Raw genomic sequence first — 19,945 nt, 5'->3', positions numbered from 1 at the left:
CCATGGTCCAGACCCCGGACGGCGACCTTGAGGCGGTGTGGCGGCGCGAGTCGCCGCACGTCCTCGGGGCGCTGGTCCGCCGCTACGGGCACTTCGACCGCTGCGAGGACGCCGTCCAAGAAGCGCTGATCGCGGCGGCGCTGCACTGGCCCCGCGAAGGACTCCCGGCGAACCCGCGCGGCTGGCTGATCCGGGCCGCCTCGCGCCGCCTGATCGACGCCCAGCGCGGCGACCGGGCCCGGACCGCCCGGGAGACCGCCGCCGAACGCGATCCCCTTCCCCGCCCCGGCGCCGAACGGGACGATTCGCTGCACGTGCTGCTGCTGTGCTGCCACCCCGCGCTCCCCGAGGCCTCCCAGATCGCCTTGACCCTGCGCGCGGTCGGCGGGCTGACCACCGAGCAGATCGCGTCGGCGTTCCTCGTGCCGGTCGCCACCATGGCCCAGCGGATCAGCCGCGCCAAGGCGAAGCTGGCGGCGTCGGGGGCGCGCCTCGGCGACGTCGGCGCGGACGACCTGCCCGAGCGGGTCCGGTCGGTGCGGCAGGTGCTGTACCTGATCTTCAACGAGGGGTACGCCCGAAGCGCCGGGCCCGAGCTGCTCGACGTCGCGGTGACCGGGGAGGCGATCCGGCTCGCCCGGGAACTCCACCGCCGCCTGCCCAGCGACACCGAGACCGCCGGGCTGCTGGCGCTGATGCTGCTGACCGAGGCGCGCTCGGGCGCGCGGGCCGACGCCCGCGGCGAACTCATACCGCTGGCCGAGCAGGACCGCGCCCGGTGGGACGGCGCGATGATCGCCGAAGGCGTCGCATTGGTGGAGCGGGCGCTGCCTATCGGGCCGGTCGGGTCGTTCCAGCTCCAGGCGGCGATCGCCGCCGTCCACGACGAGGCGGCCGACTACGCCGACACCGACTGGCCGCAGATCGCCGAGCTCTACCGGATGCTCGACGCCGTCGCGCCCGGGCCCGTCGTCACCATGAACCGCGCCGTGGCCGTCGCGATGGCCGAGGGGCCCGAGGCCGGTCTGGCGATGCTCGAACCGCTGATGCGGGAGCGGAAGCTGGACCAGCTCCACCGGCTGCACGCGCTCAGGGCGCACCTGCTGGAGCGGGCGGGCCGCGTCGGCGAGGCCCGCGACGCCTACCGGGAGGCGGCGCGGCTCACCACGAGCCTGCCCGAGCAGCGCTACCTCTCGCGCAGAGCCGCCGCGCTGGACCCCGAACCGGGAAACGGCGACGGCGGCCGTCTCCGCTGAGGGCCTCTCCGGTCGAAGACCCTGCGTGGACGATACTGATCTGGTGCAGTGGTTCTACGACAGCAGCGACACCGATGAGTTCGAGCAGTCGATCGAGATGCGCCTGAGACGCGCCGATGCCTGGGCCGACGGCGCCGTCTTCGACCCGGACACCGCGCGCGAGGCCCTCCGCTTCCGCCACGACAGCCGCGACGGCAGGCTCGGCTACTGGACTCCGGAGCTGGTGCGCGAGTTCCTGACCGAGATCGTCCCCGAGCGCTTCACCGGCGGCATCGAGCACTACGCCCACGTCCCGGAGGCGCTGCGCACCTGGCTGCGGTTCCTGGAGCACGCGGGTGCGCTCGACCCGCACGGGTCGGACTTGAGCGGACTCGAACGGGCCGTGGACGAATGCGCCGAGGACTTCCCCGCCGCGTTCGCCGAGCCCGCCCGCTGGGGCCCGGCGCGCATCGTCGCCGAAGCGGCCCTCGCGTCCGGGATCGACCCGGCCACCCCCGGCGGCGCCGAGCGGCTCAACGCGTTCATGGCCGACGGGCACGACTCCGAAGCGACGGCCGCCGCCGTCGCACGGCAGCACGAGCGCCGCCTGCGAAACCAGCGGACGCCCCCGCTCCCCGCGGCCGAGGTACCCGCACCGGGGCGCGCGGCGGCGCTCGCGTCCGAGACCGAAGCGGTTCGCGCCGCCACCGCCTTCCTCGACTGGCTCGGCGAAGGCCGCGCCATCACACAGAAAGGCAACCTCCGCAAAGCCGACGCGGTCGCCCTGGTCGAGCTGCTCGGCACCGGCGACGACACCGAATCGTTCGCCAGCGCCGCGGACCTGCCGGTCCTGCACTGGCACACCGAGCTCGTGCTCGGCGCGGGCCTGGCGCGGCGCGTCAAGCAGCGCCTCGTCCCGGTCGCCAAGCACGCCCGGCTCACCCGCGATCCGTACGCGCTGCTGCTCGCCGCATGGGAGGCCGAGGCGCTGTGGCGGCCCCAGAGGCCGGGCCTGTTCGCCGCGCGCCGGGACGACGACGGGTCCGTCCTGCGGCTCCTGGTCGAAGCCCTGCTCGGCAGCGCCTGCGACATCGATCTGCCGGTCGCCGAGATCAGAAGGCGGATCGCCGCCGCGGTCTACGGCGACACCGACGACCCCGACGATCTCCGCGGCATGGTCGTCGCCTTGACGCTGTACCGGGACATCGACCACGTCCTCACCGCGCTGCACCGGTTCGGCGCGATCGAGTCCGACCGCGAATGGGAGATCGACGACGAGGTCGGCCTGGCCGATCCGGCCGCTGAGGTCTCGGTCCGGCTCACCGATCTGGGCCGAGCCCTGCTGTGGACCAAGCGGCGCGAGGCGGGCCTGGCCGCTCCGGCGCTGGGGGAGCTGACCGGGTGCCCCGCATCGGTGATGCTCATGTCCGTCGTCGAGCACTACGGGCAGGACACCGGTGTCGAGGAGATCCGCCGCTGGCTCGCCGCGCACGGCGACGACCCGGCCCCGCTGCTGGAGGCGATCGCCGCGAATCCGTTCCGCACCAGCCAGAGCGCCATGCTCGGCGCGGCCGCCGACGCGGTCGGACCGGAGCTGCTCGACCGCGCCGGGCAGGACCGCCGCCTGGCGCCGATCGCGCTGATGCTCGGCAACCTCCGCGGCCGCCTCGACCTGAACGTCCTGATGGAGGGCACCGAAACCGAACGGGCACAAGCGGTCCTCGGCATAGCCGAGCAGATCCTCGAGATGCTCGAACACCTCGGACCGGAAGGGTACGCCGCGTCCGTGGGCGATCTGCCGCCCGAGTCCCTGGAGGGGATGGCGGCCCTGATCGCCGAGAGCGGCCACCCCGACCGGTGGCTGACCGGCCTGTTCGCCGAGGAGGCCGCGCCGCTCCTGGCCGGGCCGGGCGACCGCCGCAGGGCGGGCCTGGAGGCGGCCCGCGACAGGGCCAGGCACGCCAAACGCAGGAAGAAGCGGCCGAAGAAGCGCCGCCGCTGAACCGCGGGCAGGCCGGGACCTTTCGGACCCGGCCCGCCTCCCGCCGTACCGGAGCGTCCGGTCGGCGCCGCGTCCTCACATCCGGCGCCGCGTCTCGTGACGGACGTTCTCGGAGGCGTGCCGCGACTCGTCCTTGACGTGTTCGGCCGACCCCTTCGCCTCGTCCTTGACGTGCTCGGCCGACCCCTTCGCCTGGTCCTCCAGATGATGCGCCGATTCCTTGGCGCTCTGGCCGACGTTCTCGCCCATCTCCCTGCCGACCTGCTTGACCTCGTCCTTGGCCTGGTCGACCATGGGCTCGGCCCGTTCGGCGAGCTCGCGAGAGGCCCGGTCCCCCGGCAGCAGCGAGGCCACGAGCGCGCCCGCGCCGACGGCGATCAGCCCGGCGGCGAGCGGGTTGCCCTCGAACCGCTCCTTGACCTGGTGCCGGCCGTCGTCCGCGCTGCCCATCACCTTGTCCTTGGCGCCGTGGAACCGCCGCTGCATCCGGTCCTTGCCGCGCCCGGCGATCCGCCGCGGGCTCACTCGGTCGTTGACCTCGTCGATCGTCTCTCCGAGGTCCTCTCGCGTGCGTTCGATGTCGTATCTGATCTCGTCTGCTCGCGTGCCCATGAGGCGTCCTCCTTCAACGTGTCCACGGTCTGCCGTGGCATCGGTGAGATATTGCGAAGCTGTTTGCGGCCGTTGACGTACAGCACTGCGGCCACGATCGCGTAGACGACCGCCACGATGAGGAACGCCCATCCGGCGTCCATCACGTTGGCCAGGCCCCACGCGATCGCGAACGAGCCCAGCAGCAGCGCGAGGTGGCCCATGAGGGCCGCCGCGCCGAGCTTGGCCCCGGCCTTCGACGCCTTCGACGCCTCCTCGCGCAGTTCGACCTTGGCCAGCTCCACCTCCTTGCGCAGCAGCTCGCTGACGTCGCCCGCGGCCTCGCTCAGCAGCTGCCCGATGGACTGGTCGTCCCGGGAGCGCCGTCCGTCGGCCGCCTCGTTCATGTCGGCGAACCGGCGTTGTGCGTCGTCCATGTCGGCGAACGGACGTTGCGTCTCGTTCACGTCGGGGATCCGACGTTGCGTGTCATCGATCATGGTCTGATGCCCTCCTGACCGGTCGACGGCATGGACCCGCCGGGCGGTTGCGGCCAGTCCGCCGCCTCGCGGCCGGTCGCGGGGTCGCCTTCGCTCCGGTGCTTGCGGGCCTCGGCCCCGCCGCGGAGCAGCCTGCCGATCGCGAACCCGGTGACGGCGGCGATGCCCAGGAACGCGCCAGGACGCCTGCGGGCGAAGCGCTTGGTGTCGTCCATGAGCCCTTCGAAGCCGCGATCCTGCATGCGCCCGGCGGCGTGGTGGATCTCGTCGGCCGCCGACTGCGCGTAGTCGCCCAGCTTCCCGGCATCCTCGGGGTGGCCCTGTGCCAGGGCGCTGACCTGGTCGCCGAGTCGACGCAGCGAATCGGTGGCCTTCTGCGACTGCTGCGAGACCTCATCGTGCAGCTGCGACCGAGCGTCGTCGGCGACGTGCTTGGCCTCCGTCTTGGCCTGGTCGGCCAGTTGCCGTCCCTCGTCGCGTGCGGTGTGGGCGACGTTCCCGGCCTCTCCCGCGGCCGTGTGCGCCACGGCCGATCCTTCATGCCGCACCGTGTCGGCCGTCGCTTCGGCGGCGCCGGTGCTGCCGCGCCCATCTGCTGGCCTCATGCTGGCCTCCTCTTCCCGTCTCAGGACGAGTCATCGATGAGTGGTGCTGATGTGCTCGCGTCGGCGTACCCCCGCAGGGCCCGTCCAATCGCCTTCTCAGTGCTTTGTGGATATCGGACGAAGGCGATGAACAGCGAATTCACGAGAAAAGAGGGACGGTCCGCTCAGCCGCGGAAGGACCGCGTCCCCGGGACGCGGGGCCCAAAAGCCCCTACCGGCTGCGCGGCTCGCCCTCGTGGAGGAAATACGACCCCAGGGCGGCCGCCAGGGCGGCGAACACGACGACGGAATAGGCCGCCAGCGCCACTTCGAGGAGCCGGGCGACATCGCCGTCGGCGCCGAGCGGCTCGCCGGTGATGGTCCCCATCGCCGCGTCGTGCAGCGCGTCGGCATAGCGCGTGTAGCCCGCGAAGGTCTGCAGCAGCTGGCTGGAGCTCAAGACCACGATGAGGGTGACCGAGCTCAACCAGCCGATCCGGCCGGACAGCAACTGCCCGGCCGACCGGCTGCCGCGCACTGCCGAGCTTGCGACGCGCCCGGCCCGGGCGGCCCTGGCCAGCTGGGCCGCCCGCAGGACCCGCAGGAAGGGCACGATGAGGAAGACCAGCTGCCACCAGGTGCGGCGCATGAACGCCCACCGATCGGGCGCGACGTAGAGCCGCAGCGCGTACTCCCCGGCGAAGACCAGCCACAGCAGCCACGCGGCGACCGACAGGACCACCGTCAGCGTCGTGCTCTCGGACAGGGACTGCCCGAGCACGACCAGCAGGAAGATGACGCCGAGCACGCTCATCGGCCGGTCCAGGCGCCCGGCCAGCTCCTCGGCCCACGCCTGCCGCCGCGGCGCTTCGTCCCGAGCCGGCAACCTCATCCCCACCGGCATACCCGCACATCGGAAACGACGAACGGCCCGAACCGCATCGATGCGGACCACCGCCGAACTGCGGCTCCATGGAGGCTCATGGGAACCTGTTTTTCCCAGGTGAAGGCATTGTGCGACTTCCTTGCGTCCAGGTCTGATCGCCGACCGGGCAGCTCGCCGGAGCCGGGGCATGAGCTACGCGACTCGGAGCGAGGTCCGCGCCGCCGGGTCTTCGACGAGATCACTCCTTCGCGTCGGCGGCGGCCAGGAAGTCCGAGAGCCTGCGGTGGAGGGTCATGCCGGTGAGCATGGCGACGTGTCCGCCGGGACATCGCACCACTTGCGGCGGGTGTCTCAGGCGGTCGACCAGAGCGAGGCTGGCCGACGGCGGCACGATGTGGTCCTCCGCGGTGACGGCGAGCATGACGGGCACATCGAGGCTTTCGAGGCGTGCCGGTCGGCCCAGCACCCTCCAGCTCCCGTCCTTGAGCGCGTTGCCGCGGACGTAGTCGACGAGGTCGAACAGCAGCGCACCGGGGAGGGGCGTCTGCTCCCACACCCACCGCGACAGCGGCCCGGCGACCGATCGCCAGTGCTGTTTCCGTCGCCGCCGCCAGGTCTGGCGGGCGGTGCGCAGTGCGACGGGGCGGAGCCAGTGGAAGCTCTCCCGTATGAGCGGCGCCGGCACGAGGCCGTGACCATCGAGGGTGAGCACCGGTGCCAGCCAGCGCGAACGGAGGACGCGGCCCAGGCGGCCCGCCGCCGCGGTGTCGACGAGCGGGGCGATGGCGGTCAGGGAGGCCAGCCCGGCGTCGCCGAGGGCCGCGTGCGCGGTGATCGCCAACGTTCCGCCCAGGCAGTAGCCGACCAGATGGATCTCGGGCCGGGCGCTGTGCTCGCGGACCGACTCCTCGGCCGCCATGAGCGTCGTGACGTAGGCGTCGAATCCGCGGCTCGCCTCGGCCGGTCCCGGAACGCCCCAGTCGAGCAGGTACACGTCGTGGCCGCCCGCGAGCAGCGCGGCGACGAGGCTGCGCCCGCGCGCCAGGTCGAGCACCCAGGAGCGCGTGACCAGCGAATGCACCACGAGGACCGGCGAACCGGCGGCGCGCCGTCCGCTCGCATAGTGCCGCAGTGCCGCCGGGCCGGAACTCCAGACCACCGAGGAAGGCGTGGTCGGCACCGCCGCCCGGTGCAGCCCAGTGGCGATCTCGACGACATGGGGCCAACCGGACACCGCGGCCAGCGCGCGGGCACCGCCTGCCCGAGCCCACCTCCCCGCGCGCACGATCCGGTCGGCCCGCAGCAGGCGCCGATCGGTCGAGGTCAAGAGGGGCTTCATCCGACTTGCAGTGTCGCACACCATTGCCTGCCGTTCGTCGGCCGCGTTGCACGACATACCGGGGGCGGTGCAATCCACTTCGCGGGACCGGAAGCCCGGACGACCGCCGGTCTGGCCCCGAAACCGCGGCAGGCACCGGGTCGGTGAACGACGTCCCCGGCTCGCTCGGGCCGGTGCCGCCGTCGCCGCCATGGAACGCGCGACTCGTTGTTGCGGAATCGAAATATTTGCGACTCCTTTTCGTGTCCGTCCGGCACTAGGTTTTGTTAATCGATTAACTTGCACCGCGTCGAGTACGATGTTCTGGTTAATCGATTAACTGATTGGAGTAGGGCAATGGTGACCAGACCTCCCCGCCTTGCCGACGTGGCCAAGGCCGCCGGAGTCTCGACGGCCACGGCCTCCATGGCGCTCAACGGAACCGGTGGCACGCGCATCGGCGCGGACACCCGCGCCCGGGTCCGGGCCGCCGCCGCCGAGCTCGGCTACCGCCCCAACACGGTCGCCCGCGGCCTGCGAACGCGACGCACCCACATGATCGGGTTCGTCGGGGACGACGTCGCCACCACCCCCTTCGCCGGGCAGATGATCCGCGGCGCGCACGACGCGGCCCGCAAGGCCGGATTCCTCCTGCTCATGATCGACACCACGGGAGACCCGAGCGAGACGGGCGAGGCCATCGCCGCCCTCCAGGAGCGCCAGATCGACGGCATCCTCATGGCCACCATGTACCACCAGGTCATCGACGTGCCCGAGGAGATCGGCTCCACGCCGGTCGTGCTGCTCGATTCGCGCAGCGCCGACGGCTCGGCCTCCTCGGTCGTGCCCGACGAGCGCGGCGGCACCCTCGGCGTCCTCGCCGAGCTCGCCGCGGCCGGGCACCGGCGCATCGGCCACGTCACCACCGCGGAGGACGTCGAGGCCCGCCGCATCCGCCTCGACACCTGGCGCGAGCACCTCACCGCCTACGGCCTCGACCCGGACGAGCTGCTGGCCGAGGCCCCCGAGGCGATGACGCGCGGCGGCTACGACACGGCCATGCGGCTGCTCACCCGGCTCGACCGGCCCACGGCGATCTTCTGCTTCAACGACCGCATGGCGATGGGCGTCTACCGCGCCGCCGACGAGCTCGGGCTGTCCATCCCCGACGACCTCTCCGTCGTCTCCTACGACGACCAGGAACTCATCGCCCCCGAGCTCGCCCCCGCCCTGACCTCGGCGGCCCTGCCCCACTACGCGATGGGGCGCTGGGCGGTCGAGGAGCTGCTCCGGCGGCTCGACGACCCCGATGCCGAACCCGCCGGGCACCTCATGCCCTGCCCGATCTCCCGGCGCGACTCCGTCGCACCGGTCTGACCCTTCAATCCGAACCCTTTGGAGTGAACCGCGATGCAACGACGCGATCTGATGAAACTCGCCGCCGCCTCCGGCGGGGCCGCTCTGGTCGGCCCGGCCCTGGCCGCCTGCTCCGCAAGCGAGAGCGCGGCCGACGGCGAGCTGCTGGTGTGGACCCACAGCGCGGGCAACGAGGAGGAACTGGCCGTCACCGACCAGATCCTCGAGTCCTTCAACGGCGGCCAGGACGAGTACACCGTCGAGCGCGAGTCCTTCCCGCAGGACGCCTACAACGACACCGTGAATGCCGCCGCCCTGTCGGGGGACCTGCCCGACCTGCTCACCGTCGACGGCCCCAACGTCCCCAACTGGGCCTGGGCCGGGAACCTCCAACCGCTCGACCTGCCCGCCGAGCTCACCGACAGGTTCCTGCCCTCCACGCTCGGGATCTTCCAGGACCAGCTGTACTCGATCGGCCACTGGGAGGCCGCCTGCTCGGTCTTCGCGCGCGAGTCGGTCCTGGAGGCCGCGGGCGTCCGCGTCCCCACCATTGAGGAACCGTGGAGCCGCGAGGAGTTCGACGAGGCCCTCGAACGCATCGCCGCCGACACCGACTACCAATGGGCGATCGACCTCTCCACCGCCGACATCGGCGAGTGGTACCCCTACGCGTACTCGCCGTTCCTCCAGAGCTTCGGCGGCGACCTGCTCGACCGCTCCACCTACCTGACCGCCGAGGGCGCCCTCAACGGCGAGGCCGCCCTCGCCTGGGGGCGCTGGTTCCAGGGCCTGTTCACCGGCGGGTTCGCGAACATCGAGTCGCCGGTCGGCGGCGAGGACTTCAACCAGGGCAAGGCCGCGATGGCCTACATGGGCAACTGGGGCGCCCTGCCCGCGATGGACCTGTTCGACGACGTGCTGTTCCTGCCCCCGCCCGACCTCGGCACCGGACCCAAGATCGGCGGCGGCTCCTGGCAGTGGGCGATCACCAGCGCCGCCGACCCGGCCGGTGCGAACACGTTCCTGGAGGCGGCCCTGTCCGACGAGTTCGTGGCCGACTTCTCCAACGCCGCCGGGCTGATCCCCGCCACCGACGCGGCGGCCGAGCTGACCGAGCACTACGCGAGCGACGGCGCCCTGCGGATGATGGTCGACTACTCGCGCGAATTCGCGGTCCTGCGGCCCGAGACACCCGCCTACACCGTCATCTCCAGCGTCTTCACCAAGTACACCGGCGACATCATCCACGGCGGCGACGTCCGCGAGGCCCTGGACGCGGCCGTGTCCGAGATCGACGCCGACATCGAGTCGAACTCCGGATACGGGTTCTGAGAAGGGCGATCATATGACCATCGCCAGCACCGACCGAGTCGCCGCCGAGGCCGCCGCCGTCGGCCGCGCACCGGCACCGCGGCGGCGCCGCGGCGATTTCAGCCGCTCCGAGCAGCGGGCCGGAGCCGCCTTCGCGACACCGGCCGTCGTCCTGCTGCTGCTGTTCGTGGTCGGACCGGCAGTGGTGTCGCTGGCCATGAGCTTCACCAACGCCCGGCTCGTCTCGCCGGTCGCGCCGGAGTTCGTCGGCCTCGACAACTTCCGGCGGGCCTTCACCGAGGACGCGGTGTTCACCCGCTCGCTCCTCAACACGTTCCTGTTCGCGGCGCTGGTCGTCCCGATCCAGGGCGGGCTCGGCCTGGTGCTGGCGCTCCTGGTCAACCAGAAGATCGCCGGGCGGAACCTCTTCCGCACGATCTACTTCCTGCCGGTGATCACCTCGATGGTCGTCATCAGCCTGCTGTGGCGGTTCCTCTACCAGGAGGACGGCCTGGTCAACTCGGCGCTGTCGATGCTCACCGGCGGCGTCTGGGCGGGCCGGGCGTGGCTGGCCGACCCGTCGACGGCGATGGGCGCGATCGTGGTGATGAGCGTCTGGCAGGGCGTCGGCTTCCACATGGTGATCTGGCTGGCCGGCCTCCAGACCATCCCCGAGGAGGTCTACGAGGCGTCCGCGCTCGACGGCACCACGCCGTGGGAACGGTTCCGGTACATCACCCTGCCGCTGCTCAAGCCCACGTTCGTGTTCGTGCTCATCACCATCACGATCGCCGCGATGAGCCTGTTCATCCAGGTCGACATCATGACCGGCGGCGGGCCGCTGAACTCGACCAGCTCCATCGTCTACCAGATCGTCCAGAAGGGCTTCCAGCAGCAGCAGATCGGCTACGGCGCCGCCCTGTCGCTGGTCTTCTTCTGCATCGTGCTCGCCCTGGCACTGCTCCAGCGCCGCCTGACCCGCGATAAGGACTGACCGCCATGAACGCAATGACGCTGCGGCCGCGCCGCCGCCTGTGGGCGTACCTGCCGATGACGCTGCTGGCCGTCTTCTTCCTGTTCCCGATCGTGTTCATGCTGGCCGCCAGCCTCAAGAGCGACCACCAGATCTTCGCCGACATGGACTCGTTCAGGGCGTTCCTGCCGGTCGGCGGCATCTCGCTGGACAACTACGCGGCCGTGTTCGACCGGGTCCCGTTCTGGCGCTTCCTGGGCAACACGATCTTCGTGACCTTCATGGTCACCGCCCTCGGCCTGGTCGTGAACTCCCTGTGCGGCTACGCGCTGGCGCGGATGCGGTGGAAGGGCCGGGCGGTGGTCTTCGCCTTCATCATCGCCACGCTCATCCTGCCCTTCGACACCACGATCGTCCCGATGGTCTACCTGGTGGCGAACCTGCCGTGGATCGGCTTCGAGGGCGTCCGGCCGGTGCTGGAGGTCGGGTGGCTCAACACCTACCACGTGCAGATCATCCCGTTCGTCGTCAACGCCTTCGCGATATTCCTGTTCGCCCAGTACTTCAAGAGCCTGCCCAAGGGCCTCGAAGAGGCCGCGGCGATGGACGGCGCCGGATGGCTGCGCACCTACTGGCGGATCATCGTGCCGCTGTCCAAACCGGTGTTCGCCACCGTCACGATCCTGACGGTGGTGACCTCCCCGGCCACCTGGAACGCCTACCTGTGGCCGCTGATGACCGTGCAGAGCGAGGAGCTGCGGCCGGTCATGGTCGGCGTCCAGTACTTCTTCCAGCTCGACACCTCCTGGGGCGAGGTGATGGCCTACATCTCGATGATCACGATCCCGATGGTCGCGGTCTTCATCGCCTTCCAGAGGGCCTTCATCCAGTCCATCGCCAGCGCCGGCATGAAGGACTGAACCCCCACCGGACACCCCGACACCCGCATTGAAAGGAAACCGATGCTCAAACTCGCCGACCACTGGGTCTGGGACTCCTGGTACGCCGTCGACGACGAGGGCCGCCACCACGCCTTCTTCCTGCGCGCCTCCAGGGCGCTGCTGGAGGAGGGGCGGCGCCACCAGCGCGCCTCCATCGGGCACGCCGTCTCCGACGACCTGCGCGCATGGACCCTGCTGCCCGACGCGCTGGTGTGCGACGACGCCCCCGCCTGGGACGACCAGGCCACCTGGACCGGTTCGGTCGTGCGCGACGGAGAGGGCCGGTGGCGGCTGTTCTACACCGGCGTCTCCCGCGCCGAGGAGGGCAGGGTCCAGCGGATCGGCTCGGCCGTGTCCGACGACCTGGTCACCTGGCGCCGGCTGCCCGGGCCGCTGGTCGAGGCCGACGAGCGGCACTACGAGAAGTTCGGCCCGGACTCGGGCTGGTTCGACGAGGCCTGCCGCGACCCGTGGGTGTTCCCCGACCCCGGCGGCGAGGGCTGGCGGATGCTGTTCACCGCGCGCGTCGCCGGTCCCGAGCCGGCCCGCGAGCGCGGCGTGGTCGGCCATGCCCGCTCGTCCGACCTGGAGCACTGGGAGGTGCTGCCGCCGCTGAGCCGCCCCGACGTGCTCGGCTTCGGCCAGATCGAGGTGTGCCAGCTCCACCGTGTCGACGGGCAGTGGCTGCTGCTGTTCTGCTGCGGCGACGCGGAGGCCTCCGACGCCCGCAGGGCCCTGGGCGAGACCGGCGACAACTACGTGCTGCCGTTCGACGATCCGCTGGCCGGGTTCGACGTCGCCAAGGCCCGTCCGTTCGAGCACGAGAGCCTGTACGCCGCTCGCCTGCACGACATCGAGGGCCGTACGCACCTCATCGGGTTCCGGAACTTCGAGGACGGCGAGTTCGTCGGCGAACTGGCCGACCCGATGCCGGTGCGGTGGGACGGCGAGCGACTGGTCCGCGGCGCCCGGTCCTGAGGAGGCACGTGCACCGCTTTCGAACGGCAGGCCATTCCGAAATATCGGAATGGCCTGCCTGGCAATTAACCGGATTTAACTCGGATGCGCCGTCGGATTAACGTCCCTTAACTCAATACACTTATATATGTCAATTCCGAAAGAGTAGATCCGGAGCAATGATGCTACAGACTTCGAGACGGACGCTGCTCCAAGCCATCGGCGTCGGCGGTGCCGCATGCCTGGTGGGAGTCCCGGCGGCCGCCCAGACGCCGTCGCGCAGGCCCGTATACCACTTCTCCGTCCCCGACCACTGGAAGAACGACCCGCAGCGGCCGATCCTCATCAACGGGAAGACGCACTACTACTACCTCTACAACAAGGACTATCCGGCGCCCGGCACCGGAACCTCGTGGCGCCTGGCCTCCTCCGATGACAATGTGGACTTCCAGGACCTCGGCGTCGCCATTCACAAGGAGACCAATCCCGACGGATCGATCTGGTCCGGGTCCCTGGTCGTCGACGAGCACGACACGGCCGGCTACGGCGCGGGCGCCGTCATCGCCCTCGCCACCCAGGAAGACCGCTTCGCGCCCGCCCCGCACAAGCAGGCGCAGTTCCTGTTCCACTCGACCGACGGCGGCCGCACCTTCGCCCGCCGCGACCAGGTCGTCCTGCCCAACCCCGGCGTCGTGGACTTCCGCGACCCCAAGGTGATCCGGGACGAGGAGCGCGGCCGGTGGGTCATGGCCCTCGCCGAGTTCGACAAGGTCGGCTTCTACCATTCCGACGACCTCAAGAGCTGGACGTACGTCGACGGCTTCATCAGGGGCGGCCTGGGCGTCTTCGAATGCCCGGACCTGTTCTGGATGGACTCCGACACCGGCCCCGGGCGCTGGGTCCTGGGCGTGAGCGTCAACGCCAAGCACCTGGGCCTGCCCGCGAACTACGCCTACTGGACCGGGGACTTCAACGGCTCGAACTTCTTCCCCGACCACCAGGACCCGAAGTGGCTCGACTACGGATGGGACTGGTACGCGGCCGTCACCTGGGAGCGCGTGGCAGACGGCGAGATCGACCCGAAGACCCGCCACGCCATCGGCTGGATGAACTTCTGGGACTACGCGGACAACACGCCGACGCGGGACTCGGACGGGTTCAACGGGACCGATTCGATCGTCCGCGAGGTCTCGCTGCACTGGTACAGCGCCACCGAGTCCGCGCTGGTCTCCCGACCGGTCCGAACCCTGGACGACCGGGCCTCCAACCGGATCAGCCTCGGCGACATCGCGGTCGACGGCACGAGAGTGCTCGACTACCGCGGCCGGGCCTACCAGGTCCAGACCCGCGTCACCTGGGACCAGCTGGACAACATCGGCCTGCAGCTGCGGCTGTCGGACGACGGCTCCAGGCACGTCGACGCCGGTGTCTACCACGACTTCGCCTACCTCAACCGGGCCTTCACCGGCAACCCCGACCCCTCGGGGCAGTGGATGGAGAGCCACACGCCCTTCGATCCCGCGCGGCGGGAGGTGGAGCTGCGCATCCTGGTCGACAACCTTTCGGTGGAGCTGTTCGTCGACGACGGCCGCTATGTCCACTCCAGCCTGACGTTCCCCGAGAACGCCGACGACCGCCTCGCGCTGTACACCTCCGGCGGCCCGGCGCTCTTCCACGATGTCACGATCACCGAGTTCGCTCCGGTCGATCCGGCCCAGACCGCCTATGCGAGGCTGCGCAACGCCGCCACGGGGCTGTACCTCGACGGCATGGGCCGCACCGGCAACGGCTCGGACGCCGGGCAGTGGGCCGACAGCGGCCATGCCAACCAGCAGTGGATCGTGGAGGACGGCGGGTCTTTCGTGCGGATCAAGAACCGCGCCACCGGGCTGTACCTCGACGGCATGGGCCGCACCGCCAACGGCGCCAACGCCGGTCAGTGGGCCGCCAGCAGCGGCAGCGCCAACCAGCAGTGGACCATCGAAGCGGCCTGAGCGCTCGTCCCGAAGGCCGAGGCGGGCTGCTCCGCATGATCGCCGATCATGCGGAGCAGCCCGCCGCTGTAAACCCGGCCCTCGCCTCACCCTGTCAACTCGCCGCGGCGCGGCGGATTCGCCCCGGCGCGCGAGCAGGTGGCGGCCGCGACCGCGGAGGCGAACTCGACCGCCTCGCGGGCCTCTGCGGCCCTCAGGCGCGCCAGCCGCCCCGGCGCGAGCCGTCCGGCCCGATCCAGCCAGTGCAGCAGCGCGCCGCTGAAGGAGTCCCCGGCGCCGACGGTGTCGACCAGCTCCGCGCGGTGCGCCGCCACCGTGAACTCGTAGCCGCTCCCGAACACCTGCGAGCCGTCGCCGCCGCGCGTCACGACGACGAGGCGGCGCCCCTGGGCGATCCAGCTCCGCGCCGACTCGGCGGGGTCGCGGCCGGGCCAGATCCACTCCAGATCCTTGTCCGAGACCTTGACGAGATCGGCGAAGGAGAGCCACCGCTCCAGCCGCGCCCGGTACCGCCCCCGCTCGCCCAGGTGCTCGGGGCGCACATTGGGGTCGAGGCTGATCGTGGTGGACCCGCTGAGCTCCTCCAGCCACTCGGCGACCACCGCGCCGCCGGGCCCGAGCGCCAGGCCGAGCGACCCGGCGTGCACGGCGTCGAACCCCGGCGAGGCGGGAAGCTCGGCGGCCGACCACTGCCAGTCGGCGGTCCGGTGGAGGTGGAAGGCGTAACTCGCCTCACCCGGGGGAGTGACCGACACGACCGCCAGGCTGGTGGGCTCTGCCGCGTCCACCGTCCAGCGCAGGTCGACACCCGAGGCCCGCAAGTGGCCGCGGAGCAGCTCGCCGAACGCGTCGCCGGACAGGCGGCCGAGGAACGCCACCGGTGACTCCAAGCGCCCCAAGGTGACCGCCACGTTCATCGGGCTGCCGCCCGGATGCGCCACCGGCCGCGTCGGGTCGGACTCGGCGACCACCAGGTCGATCAGGGCCTCGCCGACGACGCCGATCAATGCGCACCGTCCTGGGCGGCGCCGGTCATGATCGCCACCGCGTCGGTCATCGAGTGCGTCCGCGGCGTGATCGTGGCCGCCCGCTTGCCGAGCCGCTGGATGTGGATGCGGTCGGCCACCTCGAACACCTGCGGCATGTCGTGCGAGATCAAGATGACCGGGACGCCGCGGTCGCGCAGGCCCGCGATCATGTCGAGGACCTGGCCCGACTCGCGCACCCCCAGTGCCGCGGTCGGCTCGTCGAGCACGACCACCTTCGAGCCGAAGGCGGCCGCCCGGGCGACCGCGACGGCCTGCCGCTGGCCGCCCGAGAGGTTCTCGACCGGGACGGTGACGTCCTGGAGCGTGCTGATGCCCAGCTTGGTCAGCTCCTCCTTCGCCCGCTGCCGCATCCGCTGCCGGTCGACCACGCGCAGGACCGTGCCCAAGGGACCCGGCTTGCGCAGTTCCCGGCCGAGGAACAGGTTGGCGGCGACGTCGAGCGCGGGCGAGACGGCGAGGGTCTGGTACACCGTCTCGATGCCGTGGGCTCGGGCGTCCTGGGGGCGCTTGAAGTGCACCCGCCGTCCCTCCAGACGGATCTCCCCTTCGTCGGGGACCTCGGCGCCGGTGAGGCATTTGATCAGGGTCGACTTGCCCGCGCCGTTGTCGCCGATGACGGCCAGCACCTCGCCGGGGTACAGCTCGAAGCCCACGCCGTCGAGGCCGACGACGCGGCCGAAGGTCTTGACCAGGCCGGTCGCCCGCAGGATCGGTTCGCTGCCGCTGATGTCGTCGGTGCTCATTTGCGCCCCTTCCGGATCCACTGGTCGACCGAGACGGCGACGATGACGAGGACGCCGACCGCGAAGGTCTGCCAGAGCACGTCGACCCCGGCCAGGGACAGCCCGTTGCGGAAGACGCCGACGATGAGCGCGCCCAGGAGCGTGCCCCACACGGTGCCGCGGCCGCCGAACAGGCTCGTGCCGCCGATCACGACGGCGGTGATCGAGTCGAGGTTCAAGTCGACGCCGACGTTCGGCGAGGCGGCGTTGGACCGGCCGATCTGGATCCAGGCGGCGACGGCGAGGATCGCCCCGGCCGCGAGGTAGATGCTCGCCAGCACCCGCTGGACGCTGATGCCCGCCAAGCGCGCCGCCTCCGAGTCGTCGCCGGAGGCGTACACGTGCCGGCCCCACGCCGTCCCATGGAGGACCAGCGCCAGCGCGACGTAGAGGACCAGCATCATCACCACCCCGGCGGTGATGTTGACCCCGCCGACGCTGAAGGTCTCGCCGGTCAGCGTCAGCAGGTCCGGCATGTCCCCGCCGCGCACGGTGGCACCGCCCGAGTACAGCAATGTCAGCGCCAGGAAGACGTTGAGCGATCCGAGGGTGACGATGAACGGCGGGAGCTTCAGCCGGGTGACCAGGAAGCCGTTTACCGCGCCCGCGCCGAGCCCGACGGCCAGGCCGAGGCCGATCCCGAGCGGGGCGGGGAGTCCGTTCTGGACTGTGGTCTGCGCGATGACCATGGAGCTGAGCACCATGACCGCGCCGACCGACAGGTCGATCCCGGCGGTGAGGATGATGAGCGTCTGGGCCAGGGCGAGTGTCCCGACCACGGCGACCTGCTGGCTCACCAGCGACAGGTTCGACGGCTCCAGGAAGCGCTCGTTGAGGCCGCCGAAGACGGCGACGGCGGCGATCAGGACGATGGCGGGGCTGATCGCCGGATGGCGGTGCAGGAGGTTGCGGATCGCGCCGAGGGGCGTGGAGCGGTCGAGGAACTCCTCGGCCAGGTCGTGCTCCGCCGCGGGCGCGTTGGTCTGCTGACTCACGTGTGCTCCGTTGTGCTCGAGTCGCCGGGACCTAGCCCCAGCAGACGTCGGCCGCTTCAGTCGAGGTGATCGATGCGATGCCGTCGTGCGGCTGGTCGGTGACCAGCTCGACCCCGGTGTTGAAGAAGTCGAGTCCCTCGGAGGCCTCCGGGGCCTCGCCGGTGGTGGCGAGCGCGTGGATCGCCTCGACGCCGAGTTCGGCCATGCGCACCGGGTACTGCTGGCTGGTCGCGTCGATGGCGCCCTCGGCCACCGCATCGACGCCGGCGCATCCGCCGTCGACCGACACGACGACGAGGTCGTCGGTGGCACCGGCGGCGTCGAAGGCCTCGTAGGCGCCGTAGGCGGCCGGTTCGTTGATGGTGTAGACGACGTTGATGTCGGGGTTGACCGACAGCAGGTTCTCGGCGGCGGTGCGTCCGCCCGCCTCGGCCCCTTCGGAGGCCTCGTGGCCGACGATCGCGTACTCGCCGCCGGAGTACCGGCCGGTGGCGGCCTCGTCGCCGTACTGGCCGGGGTCGGCCAGGTCGATGCCCATGCCGTCCAGGAAGCCCTGGTCGCGTTCGACGTCGACCGAGACGATCTTGTCGTCGAACAGGTCGATCATGGCGATGACGGCCCGCTCGCCGCCGAGCTGGGCGGCGGTCCACTCGCCGATGCGCTGCCCGGCCAGGAAGTTGTCGGTGGCGAAGGTGATGTCGACGGACTCGGGGTCGGTCGGCGGGGTGTCCAGTGCGATGACGTACAGGCCCGCGTCCCTCGCCCGGATCAGGGCGTCCTCGACGCCCGGCCCGTTGGGGGTGATGAGGATGCCGTCGTCGCCGCGGGAGACGGCGTTCTCGATCGCCTGTATCTGGGTGTCCTCGTCGCCGTCCTGGCGGCCCGCCGCGAGGGTGAGTTCGACGCCGGCCTCCTCGGCGGCGGCCTCGGCGCCCTCCTGCATGGCCACGAAGAAGGGGTTGGCGGTGGTCTTGACGATGAGCGAGACGCCGACGGCGTCCTCGTCAGACCCGCCGGAGCCGCATCCGGTCAGGGTGAGGGCCGCGCCCGTGGCGAGCACGCAGGCGGCCGCGATGGTTCGGCGGTTGCGATGCATCGGTGAATCTCCTCTGGGGGTTGGGTACCGCTGCTCGATTGACAACGATGTCATGGTTATCTTTAGAGCATGCGAACGCAAAGATTCAAGTTAAGCCAACCTTGGAGACCAAATCGTGACATCGTTGTCAGAATCTGATGCGGGCAGCAGCGCCCGCCCCACCATGCGCCATGTCGCGAAACTCGCAGGTGTGGCGGTCAAGACCGTCTCAAGGGTCGTCAACGGCGAACCGAACGTCGCCCCCGAGACCGCCCGCCGGGTGCTCGACGCCGCGCGAGCCCTCGACTACCAGCCGGACCCGCACGCCGGGAACCTGCGCCGGTCCGACCGCCGCACCAGGACGCTCGGCCTGCTCGTCAGCAGCGTCGACAACCCCTTCGCGGGCGCCGTCCACCGGGCGGTCGAGGACGTCGCGGTCGAACACGGCGTCGCCGTATTCGCCTCCAGCCTCGACGACGACCCTGAGCGCGAACGCGAGGCGGTCGCGGCGTTCCTGCGGCGGCGGGTCGACGGGCTCATCCTCACCACCGCGTCCACGAACCAGGCCTACCTGGAGCCGGAGCTGCGGCGCGGCACCCCGGTGGTGTTCGTCGACCGGGAGCCGCGGGGAGTCGAGACCGACGCGGTGGTCAGCGACAACTTCGGCGGTGCCGCCCGGGCGGCCGAGCACCTGCTGGCCCGCGGCCATCGGCGCTTCGCCTACCTGGGCGACCTCCACAGCCTCCAGACGGCCCGCCACCGGCGCCGCGGCTTTCTCGAGGCGCTCGACCACGCCGGCATCCCCGTCGCCGACGTCCCGGTGATCGAGGACCTCCACGACCCCGAACGCGCTCGCGAGGCGCTGCTGCGGCTGCTGGACGGCCCGAATCCGCCCACGGCCGTGTTCAGCTCGCAGAACCTCGTCACCGTCGGCGCGCTGCGCGCGCTGCGCGAGCGCGGGCGCCATCGCGACACCGCGCTGGTCGGCTTCGACGACGTCGAGCTGGCCGACCTGCTGGAGCCCGGGTTGACCGTCGTGGCCCAGCATCCGGAGGACCTCGGCCGCATCGCCGCCGAGCGCGTGTTCGCAAAGCTGAACGGCGACGGCTCCCCGTCGCAGCGCATCGTCGTGAGCACCACCCTCATCGCACGCGGCAGCGGAGAGATCCCGCCCTCAGGAATGTAAGAAGACCCCGGATCCGCCCTGGCTCAGCCGCTCAAAGTGAGCGATTTTCGCCCGCGCCAGGGATCGATGGCGGACCGGCGATTTCCAGGACGACGAAAGGCGCCGATCCTAAGATCGACGCCTTCGCGTATTGCCTGGTTTTACAGGCCTGATAGAGGCCTACGGGAACCTGTATTCGCAGGTGGCGGCCTTGATCGCTCCGCTGATAGC

18 protein-coding genes and 1 pseudogene are annotated in these 19,945 nt (G+C 70.9%); 10 read left to right on the top strand and 9 right to left on the bottom strand.

Annotated features, from left to right (window positions below):
• Positions 1-2: 2 nt before the first annotated feature.
• Together H613_RS0114170 and H613_RS0114165 are read left to right on the top strand one after the other, a co-directional pair.
• Positions 3-1,256, top strand: a complete 1,254-nt coding sequence (locus H613_RS0114170) for an RNA polymerase sigma factor (RefSeq protein ID WP_026924328.1) — start codon at positions 3-5, stop codon at positions 1,254-1,256.
• Between the two features lie 25 nt (positions 1,257-1,281).
• A complete protein-coding gene (locus H613_RS0114165) occupies positions 1,282-3,237 on the top strand; it encodes a hypothetical protein (protein ID WP_156926032.1) in 1,956 nt (651 codons plus the stop codon).
• A 75-nt stretch (positions 3,238-3,312) separates the two neighbouring features.
• On the opposite strand, the gene H613_RS0114160 is transcribed toward H613_RS0114165, so the two are convergent.
• The 5 genes from H613_RS0114160 to H613_RS0114140 form a co-directional block, all read right to left on the bottom strand.
• The gene (locus H613_RS0114160) at positions 3,313-3,849 is read right to left on the bottom strand and encodes a DUF3618 domain-containing protein (RefSeq protein ID WP_026924326.1); all 537 of its coding nucleotides are present in this window, start codon (positions 3,847-3,849) and stop codon (positions 3,313-3,315) included.
• A complete protein-coding gene (locus H613_RS26580; RefSeq protein WP_211234828.1) occupies positions 3,759-4,328 on the bottom strand; it encodes a phage holin family protein in 570 nt (189 codons plus the stop codon). Before H613_RS26580 ends, H613_RS0114160 begins: the two co-directional genes overlap by 91 nt.
• The gene (locus tag H613_RS26575; RefSeq protein WP_156926031.1) at positions 4,325-4,933 is read right to left on the bottom strand and encodes a F0F1 ATP synthase subunit B family protein; all 609 of its coding nucleotides are present in this window, start codon (positions 4,931-4,933) and stop codon (positions 4,325-4,327) included. The genes H613_RS26580 and H613_RS26575 overlap by 4 nt, the downstream gene beginning before the upstream one ends.
• A gap of 211 nt (positions 4,934-5,144) precedes the next feature.
• Positions 5,145-5,804 (bottom strand): hypothetical protein, encoded by a 660-nt coding sequence (locus H613_RS0114145; protein ID WP_026924325.1) that lies wholly within the window; start codon positions 5,802-5,804, stop codon positions 5,145-5,147.
• A 232-nt stretch (positions 5,805-6,036) separates the two neighbouring features.
• Positions 6,037-7,125 carry an alpha/beta fold hydrolase gene (locus H613_RS0114140; protein ID WP_156926030.1) on the bottom strand — a complete coding sequence of 363 codons (1,089 nt, stop codon included), beginning with the start codon at positions 7,123-7,125 and terminating at the stop codon, positions 6,037-6,039.
• A gap of 348 nt (positions 7,126-7,473) precedes the next feature.
• On the opposite strand from H613_RS0114140, the gene H613_RS0114135 reads away from it, so the two are divergent.
• The 7 genes and pseudogenes from H613_RS0114135 to H613_RS32890 all read left to right on the top strand — a co-directional run bounded on the left by H613_RS0114135 (position 7,474) and on the right by H613_RS32890 (position 14,648).
• Positions 7,474-8,493: a LacI family DNA-binding transcriptional regulator gene (locus H613_RS0114135; RefSeq protein WP_026924323.1), complete on the top strand. Its 1,020-nt coding sequence runs from the start codon at positions 7,474-7,476 to the stop codon at positions 8,491-8,493.
• Between the two features lie 33 nt (positions 8,494-8,526).
• Positions 8,527-9,804, top strand: a complete 1,278-nt coding sequence (locus tag H613_RS0114130; protein ID WP_026924322.1) for an extracellular solute-binding protein — start codon at positions 8,527-8,529, stop codon at positions 9,802-9,804.
• A gap of 13 nt (positions 9,805-9,817) precedes the next feature.
• Complete coding sequence (locus tag H613_RS0114125; protein WP_051393353.1) at positions 9,818-10,777, top strand: carbohydrate ABC transporter permease; 960 nt, start codon at positions 9,818-9,820, stop codon at positions 10,775-10,777.
• 5 nt (positions 10,778-10,782) lie between these two features.
• Positions 10,783-11,676, top strand: a complete 894-nt coding sequence (locus tag H613_RS0114120) for a carbohydrate ABC transporter permease (RefSeq protein WP_035738136.1) — start codon at positions 10,783-10,785, stop codon at positions 11,674-11,676.
• 42 nt (positions 11,677-11,718) lie between these two features.
• Positions 11,719-12,675 carry a glycoside hydrolase family protein gene (locus H613_RS0114115; protein ID WP_026924319.1) on the top strand — a complete coding sequence of 319 codons (957 nt, stop codon included), beginning with the start codon at positions 11,719-11,721 and terminating at the stop codon, positions 12,673-12,675.
• A gap of 161 nt (positions 12,676-12,836) precedes the next feature.
• A pseudogene (locus tag H613_RS26570) lies at positions 12,837-14,354 on the top strand (glycoside hydrolase family 32 protein); the annotation flags it as partial.
• Complete coding sequence (locus H613_RS32890; protein ID WP_439330249.1) at positions 14,340-14,648, top strand: RICIN domain-containing protein; 309 nt, start codon at positions 14,340-14,342, stop codon at positions 14,646-14,648. The pseudogene H613_RS26570 and the gene H613_RS32890, both read left to right, overlap by 15 nt.
• A gap of 86 nt (positions 14,649-14,734) precedes the next feature.
• On the opposite strand, the gene H613_RS0114105 is transcribed toward H613_RS32890, so the two are convergent.
• Genes H613_RS0114105 through H613_RS32130 form a run of 4 tightly spaced genes read right to left on the bottom strand, consistent with a single transcriptional unit; the run spans position 14,735 to position 18,570 of the window.
• Positions 14,735-15,655 carry a carbohydrate kinase family protein gene (locus H613_RS0114105; protein WP_026924318.1) on the bottom strand — a complete coding sequence of 307 codons (921 nt, stop codon included), beginning with the start codon at positions 15,653-15,655 and terminating at the stop codon, positions 14,735-14,737.
• A complete protein-coding gene (locus H613_RS0114100) occupies positions 15,652-16,440 on the bottom strand; it encodes an ATP-binding cassette domain-containing protein (protein WP_026924317.1) in 789 nt (262 codons plus the stop codon). Before H613_RS0114100 ends, H613_RS0114105 begins: the two co-directional genes overlap by 4 nt.
• Positions 16,437-17,474: an ABC transporter permease gene (locus H613_RS0114095; RefSeq protein ID WP_026924316.1), complete on the bottom strand. Its 1,038-nt coding sequence runs from the start codon at positions 17,472-17,474 to the stop codon at positions 16,437-16,439. The genes H613_RS0114100 and H613_RS0114095 overlap by 4 nt, the downstream gene beginning before the upstream one ends.
• A gap of 31 nt (positions 17,475-17,505) precedes the next feature.
• The gene (locus H613_RS32130; RefSeq protein ID WP_026924315.1) at positions 17,506-18,570 is read right to left on the bottom strand and encodes a substrate-binding domain-containing protein; all 1,065 of its coding nucleotides are present in this window, start codon (positions 18,568-18,570) and stop codon (positions 17,506-17,508) included.
• 115 nt (positions 18,571-18,685) lie between these two features.
• Here H613_RS32130 and H613_RS0114085 point away from each other — a divergent pair, with 115 nt between their 5' ends.
• Complete coding sequence (locus tag H613_RS0114085; RefSeq protein WP_026924314.1) at positions 18,686-19,735, top strand: LacI family DNA-binding transcriptional regulator; 1,050 nt, start codon at positions 18,686-18,688, stop codon at positions 19,733-19,735.
• The last annotated feature ends 210 nt before the right edge of the window (positions 19,736-19,945 follow it).

Origin of the sequence: Glycomyces arizonensis DSM 44726, assembly GCF_000482705.1 — a bacterium.
Lineage (GTDB): Bacteria > Actinomycetota > Actinomycetes > Mycobacteriales > Micromonosporaceae > Glycomyces > Glycomyces arizonensis.
This window is presented reverse-complemented; position numbering and strand designations above follow the sequence as displayed.

Bases quoted from the DNA above. Each gene is read 5' to 3' on its own strand.
- H613_RS0114115 (WP_026924319.1), top strand. From the start codon at position 11,719: ATGCTCAAACTCGCCGACCACTGGGTCTGGGACTCCTGGTACGCCGTC.
- H613_RS0114120 (WP_035738136.1), top strand. From the start codon at position 10,783: ATGAACGCAATGACGCTGCGGCCGCGCCGCCGCCTGTGGGCGTACCTG.
- H613_RS0114125 (WP_051393353.1), top strand. From the start codon at position 9,818: ATGACCATCGCCAGCACCGACCGAGTCGCCGCCGAGGCCGCCGCCGTC.
- H613_RS0114135 (WP_026924323.1), top strand. From the start codon at position 7,474: ATGGTGACCAGACCTCCCCGCCTTGCCGACGTGGCCAAGGCCGCCGGA.
- H613_RS0114170 (WP_026924328.1), top strand. From the start codon at position 3: ATGGTCCAGACCCCGGACGGCGACCTTGAGGCGGTGTGGCGGCGCGAG.
- H613_RS26575 (WP_156926031.1), bottom strand. From the start codon at position 4,933: ATGAGGCCAGCAGATGGGCGCGGCAGCACCGGCGCCGCCGAAGCGACG.
- H613_RS32130 (WP_026924315.1), bottom strand. From the start codon at position 18,570: ATGCATCGCAACCGCCGAACCATCGCGGCCGCCTGCGTGCTCGCCACG.
- H613_RS26580 (WP_211234828.1), bottom strand. From the start codon at position 4,328: ATGATCGATGACACGCAACGTCGGATCCCCGACGTGAACGAGACGCAA.
- H613_RS0114100 (WP_026924317.1), bottom strand. From the start codon at position 16,440: ATGAGCACCGACGACATCAGCGGCAGCGAACCGATCCTGCGGGCGACC.
- H613_RS0114130 (WP_026924322.1), top strand. From the start codon at position 8,527: ATGCAACGACGCGATCTGATGAAACTCGCCGCCGCCTCCGGCGGGGCC.
- H613_RS0114145 (WP_026924325.1), bottom strand. From the start codon at position 5,804: ATGAGGTTGCCGGCTCGGGACGAAGCGCCGCGGCGGCAGGCGTGGGCC.
- H613_RS0114160 (WP_026924326.1), bottom strand. From the start codon at position 3,849: ATGGGCACGCGAGCAGACGAGATCAGATACGACATCGAACGCACGCGA.